Consider the following 9,300-nt stretch of genomic DNA (forward strand, 5'->3'; position numbering starts at 1 on the left):
GCGGGGTCGGGTCGTTAGGGGGTGGCGGGGGGGGGGACGACCCTACTGGGGGCGAGGTCCCCGGGCGTCCGCCCCCCGCGGGGCGGGGCCCCCGCGCGTGCACGAAGCGGTCAGTCGTTGCCCGCCTCCAGGGCGGCGTGGTCGAGCAGCTCGTCGTCCGCGACCCGACCGCGGGACGCGATGACCTCCGCGCCGCCCTCGGGCATCGCGCCGATCAGCTCGGTCGGGGTCACCCGGGCCGCGCTGATCAGCGTCGACTGGCTGCCGACCATGCCCAGCCCGGCGTACTGCTCCAGCTTGGCGCGCGAGTCGGCGATGTCCAGGTTGCGCATGGTGAGCTGGCCGATGCGGTCGACCGGCCCGAACGCCGAGTCCTCGGTCCGCTCCATGGACAGCTTGTCCGGGTGGTAGCTGAACGACGGGCCCGTGGTGTCCAGGATCGAGTAGTCGTCACCGCGGCGCAGGCGCAGCGTCACCTCGCCGGTGACCGCCATGCCGACCCAGCGCTGCAGCGACTCGCGCACCATCAGCGCCTGCGGGTCCAGCCAGCGGCCCTCGTAGAGCAGCCGGCCGAGCTTGCGGCCCTCGGTGTGGTAGGCGGCCAGGGTGTCCTCGTTGTGGATCGCGTTGACCAGCCGCTCGTAGGCGGCGTGCAGCAGCGCCATGCCCGGCGCCTCGTAGATGCCGCGGCTCTTGGCCTCGATGACCCGGTTCTCGATCTGGTCGGACATGCCCAGGCCGTGCCGGCCGCCGATGGCGTTGGCCTCCAGCACGAGGTCGACCGCGGAGGAGAACTCCTTGCCGTTGATCGTCACCGGGCGGCCCTGGTCGAAGCCGATCGTGACGTCCTCGGTGGCGATCTCCACCGCCGGGTCCCAGAACCGCACGCCCATGATCGGCTCGACGATCTCGATGCCCGCGTCGAGGTGCTCCAGCGCCTTGGCCTCGTGCGTCGCGCCCCAGATGTTCGCGTCGGTCGAGTACGCCTTCTCCGTGCTCGCCCGGTACGGCAGGCCGCGGGCCTGCAACCACTCCGACATCTCCGTGCGGCCGCCCAGCTCGCCGACGAACTCGGCGTCCAGCCACGGCTTGTAGATCCGCAGCGAGGGGTTGGCCAGCAGGCCGTAGCGGTAGAACCGCTCGATGTCGTTGCCCTTGTAGGTGGAGCCGTCGCCCCAGATCTGCACGTCGTCGTCCAGCATGGCGCGCACGAGCATGGTGCCCGTCACGGCCCGCCCGAGCGGCGTGGTGTTGAAGTACGCCCGGCCGCCGGAGCGGATGTGGAACGCCCCGCAGGCCAGCGCCGCGAGACCTTCCTCCACCAGGGCGGCCCGGCAGTCGACCAGCCGGGCGATCTCGGCGCCGTACTGCGTGGCGCGGCCGGGGACCGATGCGATGTCGGGCTCGTCGTACTGCCCGATGTCCGCGGTGTACGTGCACGGCACCGCGCCCTTCTCACGCATCCAGGCGACCGCCACGGACGTATCGAGACCACCGGAGAACGCGATGCCGACGTGTTCGCCGGCGGGGAGGTATGTGAGCACCTTGGACACATCAGAAGTATGCACGACGCTGCATGACCATGCATAGCCGGGGGTGGCATGTGCTTCGCACGAGCCCGCACCGGCCGCCCCGGTCGCCCGCACCGGCATCCCGGACACCTCCCCGGGTCGTTTCCCGACGACAGCCATATTCATCGGGTCATCCCGGCCGTCGTCACGCCAACAACGGGCCACTTACCGGACAACCGATTCACGGCGGCACACGCACACGTCGTTGCAGTTTCCTTGCAGTTCGCTTGCGCCGCCGATCGCCGTCCGGCGGTTCGACCCAACGGAGCAACAACACGGCATTGCACTGCACAATCGGGTCGGACTCCAGCACACTGGCAATACCGGACCGTCGTGCCAGCGAAAGGTGAACGCTGGTGGAGTTCAAGATCCTGGGCAGGACGCGATTACGCGTGGCGGAGAAAGACGTGGACCTCGGGACCGCGAAGCAACGCGCGGTCTTGGCGCTGCTGCTCTACCACGTCGGGCAACCCGTCCCCGTCAGCACGATCGCGCAAGCGGTGTGGCCCGACGAGGACCCGTCCGAGGTGCGAGGGCGGCTCCAACCCCTCATCAGCCGCCTGCGCCGGGTGCTGAACGGCGCGGGCCTCGACCGGTCGATCGACCGGGAGGGCGAGGCCTACCGGCTCGACATCGATCGCGAATTCATCGACTACCACCGGTTCCGCACATTGGCGGAAATGGGCCGGGCGAAGGCGTCGGAGGGCGACCACGTGCGCGCGAAAGCGCTGCTGCGGGAAGCGTTGTCGCTGTGGCAGGGACGGCCGCTGCACGATGTGGAAAGCACGTCGGCCGACCACCTGCGTTACCAGATGGACACCTTCGACCGGCTGACCGCCTACTACACCCTGGTGGAAAGCCTGAACGCGCTGGGCGACCACGTCGAAGCGATGGGCGAGGCGGGCAGGCTCACCCAGGAACACGAACTCGACGAAGTTCTCGCGCGGCTGTACATGCGCTCCCTGGAGGGGCAGGGCAAGTACGCCGCGGCACTGGAATACCACGAGCGGTTCTGCGAGCGCCTCTTCGAGGCGACAGGCGCCGAGCAGGGCCCGGAGCTGCGCGCGGTGTACCAGAGCATCGTCCGCAAGCAGGTGGGCACCGCCACGACGTCCGCGCGACCCGAACGCGTCCCGCCCCGCCAGCTGCCCAGGAGGGCCAGTACCTTCGTCGGCCGCGAAGGCCTGCTCGCCACGCTGGACGCGTTGCTCGACGGGCCGGACGGCGGGCGCGGCCAGGTCGTGGCGCTGCACGGGATGCCGGGCGTGGGCAAGACCCGACTGGCCGTCCAGTGGGGGCGGACGAGGGCCGACCGGTTCCCGGACGGCCAGCTCTTCCTCGACCTGCGCGGCTTCGGCCGGGGCACGGCGATGAGCGCCGAGGACGCGGCCGGGGTGCTGCTGGCGTCGCTGGGCGTGGCGCGCATCCCCCACACCGGCACCGAACGGGCCGCGGCGCTGCACCGCGCGCTCGGTGACCGCCAAGTGCTGCTGGTCCTGGACGACGCCCGGCACAGCCCGCAGGTCCGCCCCCTGCTCGCGGCCGCCACGAACTGCTTCACCATCGTCACCAGCCGGACCCGCCCCTGGGGGTTGGACCTCCACGACGACGTCCACCTCCTGGCCGTGCCGCCCCTGTCGTTCGACGAGTCGATCGAGCTCCTGCGCCGCGAGATCGGCGGGGACAGGGCCGACGCGGAGCCCGAGGCCCTGCGCGCGCTCGCGTCGCGGCTCGACGGCCACCCGATGGCCGTCAAGATCATCGCCCAGCACGTGGCGAACCAGCCGCAGGTGCCGATCGGCGTCCTCGTCGAGGAGTACGCGGCCCAGGAGGGGTTGGGGATACTGGGTTCGCTGGACGACAGCGACGACGACAGCGCGAGCCTGTCGTTCGCCTTCGGGGTGTCGTACCGGGACCTGCCCACGGAGACGGCGAGGGTCTTCCGGCTGCTGGGCCTGCACCCGACCGCTGAGTTCTCCTCGGCGGCCGCGACCGCGCTGGCCGAACGGCCGGAGCGCGACGTCGCCGCGCACCTGCGGACGCTCACCAAGGCCAACCTCCTGCAGTACGCCACCCACGGGCGCTTCCGCCTCCACGACCTGCTGCACGACTACGCGCTCGACCTGGTGCGCGCCGAGGAGTCGGCCCACCAGCGGCAGGTGGCGCTCAGCGGACTGCTGACCTGGCAGCTCGTCGGCGCCATCGGCATGGAACGCGCCCTGAACCCGCACGACGACCCCGTGCCGATCCTGCCGGGCATGACCCTCGACGGCATGCCCCGCTTCGCCGACGAGAACGACGCCCTGGCCTGGTTCGCCACCGAACGGGCCCCGCTGGTGGCCGCCGTCCCACACGCGTTCCGCCACGGCTTCGCCGGTCACGCCTGGCGCATCGCGGCGAACATCGATCGCGCCCTGGACCGCACCGGTGGCTACCGGGACCTGGTCGCCGTCGAGAAGGTGGCCGCGGAGGCCGCCCGCGCCACGGGTGACCTGGAGGGCCGGTGCGGCAGCCTGCTGAACCTCGGCACGGCCCACTTCCGGCTCGGCGAGTACGACGAGGCCGTCGAGCACACGCGGGCGGCCCTGTCGATCGCGGAACGCCTGGAGGACGTGGAGTTCACCGAGATCGCGGTGCACAACCTGGCCAGCGCCCACCGCGAACGCGGCGACGTCAGGATCGCGCTGTCGCTGTACGAGTCGGCCCTGGAACTCCACCGCGCGAGCGGGCACCGGAGCCTGGAGGCGTCCACCCTGGACCAGATGGCCGCCGCCTACCAGCGGTTGGACCGGTTGGACGAGGCCGTGGAGCTGTACCGCGAGGCGCTGACGCTCCGCCGGGCGATCAAGCACCGCCACGGCGAAGGCACGACCCTGACCGCGCTCGGCAAGCTCCACCACCGACGCCGTGAACTCGACGAAGCCCTCGGGTGCCTGGAGGAGGCGATCGAGATCAACCTGTCCACGGGCGAGCGGGCGCGCACGGTGGAGGCGCTCGTGGCGCTCGCCAGGGTCCACTACGACCGCCGGTCCTACGCGGAGGCCGTCGACCTCTGCCACCGCGCGCTGGACCTCTCGGCCGGCTTGGACGTCACGCACGACAAGGCGCAGGCGCTGTTCCTGCTCGGGCACGCGAACCACGTGCTGGGCCACCGGGCCGAGGCGGAACGGTGGTGGCGGCGTGCCGAGCCGCTGCTGGCCGATTCCGGGCTCACCGAACAAACGCACACCGCACTCGGCAAGCCGGATTTCCTGCGTGAGAGCGCGACCGCGATCCCGGACCCGCGAGACCACTCGTCTCCGGGCGATTCGACACAGGACGACGGAAACGCCGGGCATGATCGAGAGCAACCTAGCCGAATTCGCCGGCACGACCAAGTCACACGATCGGGTGATGACGACGGATTCGCCCTGACTCAGGAATGAGACCACCCTGACGCGTGACGGCGCGGTGCTTTCGGGACCCCATGTCAACTGGTAGCGAAGGCCGTGCTTAGATCCCGCCTGTGTTGATCCACATGGGCCAGGCCGCGCTCTACCTGGCACAACGAATGACCACCAGTCCCTGGTGCGCGCTCACCGTCGTCGTGGTGGTGCTGCTCATCGCGCTGGGCTGGCCGAACGTCATCTACGAGTTTGAAGGCATCCCGACGGGCGCTGAAGCCGCCTAGTGCGAGTTCAGGTGCCCGCACTCCATGGGAAAGGTTACCGCCATGCCGCAGTTGTCCATCAATCCGGAGACAACCTCCACCGCCGGGATGCTCCGGAGTACCGGTTGCCCGAAATCGGGTCAGGCCCCGTGAACGGCCGTGAGGAGGGCAGGCGGACGACCCGCCTGCCCCGCCGTCAGTCGCCCTTCACGTTCACGATCTGCCGCAGCGTGTGGCGCACCTCGACCAGGTCCTCCGCGTCCCGCATCACGACGTCGATGTCCTTGTAGGCCGCCGGGATCTCGTCGATGAACGCGTCGGTGTCGCGGTACTCGATGCCGACCATCGCCTTGCGCAGGTCCTCCCGGCCGAACGCCCGGCGCGCGGCCGACCGCGAGTACTCCCGGCCCGCGCCGTGCGGCGAGGAGTTGAGCGCCATCCGGTTGCCCTTGCCGACCACGACGTACGACGCGGTGCCCATCGAGCCGGGGATCAGCCCGGCCCGCCCTGCCTCGGCGTTGATCGCCCCCTTGCGGGACAACCAGACCTCCTTGCCGAAGTGCGTCTCACGCTCCGTGTAATTGTGGTGACAGTTCACGACTTCCCGCCGCTCCACGTCGTGGCCGGTCCACTCCGCCACGCAGGACACGACGCGGTCCATCATCTCCTCGCGGTTGAGCCACGCGAACTCCTGGGCCCAGCGCATCTCGCGGATGTAGCGCCAGAACTCGTCCTCGCCCTCGACCAGGTAGGCCAGGTCCGGGTCGGGCAGGTCGATCCACCGCCGCGCGCACTGCTCGCGCGCCACCCGGATGTGCGTCTGGGCGATCTTGTTGCCCACGCCGCGCGACCCGGAGTGCAGGAACAGCCACACCCGGTCGGCCTCGTCCAGCGTGACCTCGATGAAGTGGTTGCCGCTGCCGAGCGTGCCGAGCTGGAGCTGCCAGTTGCCCGCGTACGAGCCGGGGTCGAAGCCGGCCTCGGCGGCCCGCTCGGCGAGCCGCTCGACCCGCTCGCGGGCCGTGCCGGTCAGCGCGGTGTTGTACTTGCCCGCCGACAGCGGCACGGCGCGTTCGATCGCCCGGCGCAGCGGGGCGAGCGGGCGCGAGGCGAAGTCGTCCCGGGTGAACTGGGTGCGCACGGCGATCATGCCGCAGCCGATGTCCACGCCGACCGCGGCGGGGATGATCGCGCACAGGGTGGGGATGACGCTGCCGACCGTCGCCCCCTTCCCGAGGTGCGCGTCGGGCATGAGCGCCAGGTGGGGGTGGATGAACGGCATGCGCGAGGTCTTCTCGGCCTGCTCGCGCGCGCCCGCGTCCAGGATGGACGCCCAGTTCACCAGTCGCTTGCTGATGTGCTCCACGGTTCTCCTCTGCTCACCCGGAGAAGTTAGGGCGTGGTCGGGTGACCCGGCGACCCGGTTTTCCGCCGGCGGCCCGCGTGGCCCGCTTTTGTCGGTGCTCCCCGGTAGCGTTCGCACCGTGAACGTTGAGGAGCGGATCCGGGAACTGGCCGACCAGGTCGTGTCGCTGCGCGACGCCTACTACCGGGGCTCGCCGCTGGTGGCGGACGCGGAGTACGACGCGATCGAGGACGAGCTGCGGGCCCTGGTCGAGGCGCACCCGGAGCTGGCGCCGGACCCGAACCCGCTGGAGCAGGTGGGCGCGCCGGCGGTGTTGCACGCCCCGGTGCGGCACTCGCGGCCGATGCTGTCGCTGGAGAAGGCGACCAGGCCGGAGCAGGTCGCCGCGTTCTTCGACCGCTTCCCGGGCCAGCCGGTGGTGGTCATGCCGAAGCTGGACGGCCTCTCGCTCGCGCTGGTGTACGAGGAGGGCCGGCTGGCGCGGGCGGTCACCCGGGGTGACGGCACGACGGGCGACGACGTGACGCCGCTGGTGCGGGCGCTGGTCGACGGCGTGCCGGAGCGGGTCGAGGCGCCCGGTCGGGTGGAGGTGCGCGGCGAGGCGGTGATGCTGCGGTCCACGTTCGCCGCCTACAACACCGCGCACCCGGACAAGCCGTTGATCAACCCGCGCAACGCGGCGGCGGGCACGTTGCGGGCGAAGGACGCGACCACGGTCGCGGAGCGGCGGCTGACGTTCTTCGGCTTCGACCTCGACACCTCCGAGGGCGGCGCGGCGGCCGACCTGGAGCGCGGGTTGCGCACCCTCGGGTTCGCCGCCGCCGACATGCGCCACTGCTCGGACGCCGAGCAGGCGCAGGCGGCCATCCGGGCGATCGAGGAGGGCCGCAACGACCTGGACTACGACCTGGACGGCGCGGTGCTGCGGTTGGCCGACCGCAACGCGTTCGCTGCGGCGGGCACCCGGTCGAACTCGCCGCGCGGCGCGCTGGCGTTCAAGTTCGCGGCCGAGGAGAAGACGACCGTGCTGGCGGACGTGGTGTGGGACGTGGGCAAGACGGGCAAGATCGCCCCGGTGGCCCAGCTCGAACCGGTGTTCGTGGGCGGCACCACGGTCACCCGCGCGACGCTCGCGAACCAGGAGGTGATCCGGGCCAAGGGCATCCGGATCGGCGACACGGTGCTGGTGCGCCGGGCGGGTGACGTGATCCCGTTCGTGGCCGGGGTGCTGGACGAGTCGAAGCGCACGGGCGAGGAGCGGGAGATCGTGCCGCCCACCACGTGCCCGTCGTGCGGGCAGGCGTTGACCGAGCAGGGCAACAGCCGGGAGTTGTTCTGCACCAACGTGTCGTGCCCCGCGCAGACCGTGCGCCGGCTGATCCACTGGGCGTCGCGGGCGGCGGCGGACATCGAGGCGGTCGGTCCGGTGTGGATCGAGCGGCTGGCCGAGGCCGGGCTGCTGGAGCGGCCGTCGGACTTCTACCGGCTGACCAGGGAGCAGTTGCTGGAGTTCGACCGGATCGGCGAGACCTCGGCCACCCGCATGATCGAGTCGATCGCCGCGAGCCGGGCCGTGGGCCTGCGCCGGGCGTTGATCGGCCTGGCCATCCCGATGGCGTCGGAGGGCACCGCCGCCCGGCTGTGCCGCGCGGGGTTCGGCTCGCTGGAGGAGGTCGCCGACGCGGACGAGGAGCGCCTGGTGGCGGTCGAGGACATCGGGCCGAAGGTGGCGGCCTCGCTGACCGAGCACCTCGCCCGGCTGCGGCCGGAACTGGAGCGGCTGCGGGAGCACGGGGTGTCGCTGGACGTGCGGGAGGAGGACCTGCCGCCCGTGATCGCGTCCGACGCGCCGCTGGCGGGCAAGACGGTCGTGGTCACCGGGGCGATCAGCGACCCGCGTTCCGGCGAGAAGGTGCCCCGGCCGACGTTCCAGCGGCTGTGCGAGAAGGCCGGCGCGACCACCGCGTCGTCGGTGTCGGCGAACACGGACTACCTGATCACCGGGGCCGACGTCGGCGCGAGCAAGCTGACCAAGGCGGAGAAGCTGGGCGTCGAGGTGGTGGACCAGGGCGAGATCTGGCGGCAGCTCATCGCGGCGGGCATCGCCTGACCTCCGCGCGGCGGATCACCGGGCGGTCGGGCGCTGCGGGGACGCTCCGCTCCGCGCCCCGCCCGACCGGGGACGCCCACACCGCTCCCGCTCGGGACTGCCCGCCGGGCGGGGGGGTGGAGCACACGGCGAGGTAGGAGGTGTCCTGCGGGCGGGCGACACCCCTCCGAGGCCGGCTCGCCGCGCCCGACCGGCGGTCACTTCGACCAGTCGACCCGCAGCTCGCCCTTCTCGGCCAGCACGGTCCGCCACCAGTCCTCGTGCTCGACGTACCACCGCACGGTCCCGGCCAGCCCGGACTCGAAGTCGATCCTCGGCTTCCACCCCAGCTCGCGTTCCAGCTTGGCCGGGTCGATGAGGTAGCGGCGGTCGTGGTTCGGGCGGTCGGCCACGTGCTCGACCCACTCCTCGGGGTCGCGGTCGAGGTGGCGCAGCACCGCGTGGACGATCGCCAGGTTGGACACCTCGTGCCGGGCGCTGATGTCGAAGATCGGCAGCAGCGCCGGGTCGGGGGGGGGCGCCCCGCGCAGACCGGCGGGGGCGGCGGGGGCGCCGGCGGTGGCGCGCGCGGTCGGGCTGAAGGACGTGGAGGCACGCCCCCACA

At 71.7% G+C, this 9,300-nt stretch carries 6 protein-coding genes; 3 read left to right on the forward strand and 3 right to left on the reverse strand.

The features are described from left to right. Nucleotides 1-110: 110 nt before the first annotated feature. The gene (gene argG, locus ACFXGA_RS36450; protein WP_378096434.1) at nucleotides 111-1,553 is read right to left on the reverse strand and encodes an argininosuccinate synthase; all 1,443 of its coding nucleotides are present in this window, start codon (nucleotides 1,551-1,553) and stop codon (nucleotides 111-113) included. A gap of 374 nt (nucleotides 1,554-1,927) precedes the next feature. Here argG and ACFXGA_RS36455 point away from each other — a divergent pair, with 374 nt between their 5' ends. Both ACFXGA_RS36455 and ACFXGA_RS36460 read left to right on the forward strand, forming a co-directional pair. After that, nucleotides 1,928-4,996 carry a tetratricopeptide repeat protein gene (locus ACFXGA_RS36455; protein ID WP_378096437.1) on the forward strand — a complete coding sequence of 1,023 codons (3,069 nt, stop codon included), beginning with the start codon at nucleotides 1,928-1,930 and terminating at the stop codon, nucleotides 4,994-4,996. Between the two features lie 80 nt (nucleotides 4,997-5,076). Beyond that, the gene (locus ACFXGA_RS36460; protein WP_378096440.1) at nucleotides 5,077-5,241 is read left to right on the forward strand and encodes a hypothetical protein; all 165 of its coding nucleotides are present in this window, start codon (nucleotides 5,077-5,079) and stop codon (nucleotides 5,239-5,241) included. Between the two features lie 175 nt (nucleotides 5,242-5,416). On the opposite strand, the gene ACFXGA_RS36465 is transcribed toward ACFXGA_RS36460, so the two are convergent. After that, nucleotides 5,417-6,586 (reverse strand): RtcB family protein, encoded by a 1,170-nt coding sequence (locus tag ACFXGA_RS36465; RefSeq protein ID WP_378096443.1) that lies wholly within the window; start codon nucleotides 6,584-6,586, stop codon nucleotides 5,417-5,419. Between the two features lie 118 nt (nucleotides 6,587-6,704). Here ACFXGA_RS36465 and ligA point away from each other — a divergent pair, with 118 nt between their 5' ends. Continuing rightward, a complete protein-coding gene (gene ligA, locus ACFXGA_RS36470; protein WP_378096446.1) occupies nucleotides 6,705-8,696 on the forward strand; it encodes an NAD-dependent DNA ligase LigA in 1,992 nt (663 codons plus the stop codon). A gap of 197 nt (nucleotides 8,697-8,893) precedes the next feature. Here ligA and ACFXGA_RS36475 read toward each other — a convergent pair. Continuing rightward, nucleotides 8,894-9,300, reverse strand: a 407-nt coding sequence (locus ACFXGA_RS36475; RefSeq protein ID WP_378096450.1) for a GDP-mannose 4,6-dehydratase, incomplete at its 5' end; no start/stop codon positions are given.

The organism is Actinosynnema sp. NPDC059335, assembly GCF_042752395.1.
In the GTDB taxonomy this organism is placed as follows: domain Bacteria; phylum Actinomycetota; class Actinomycetes; order Mycobacteriales; family Pseudonocardiaceae; genus Actinosynnema.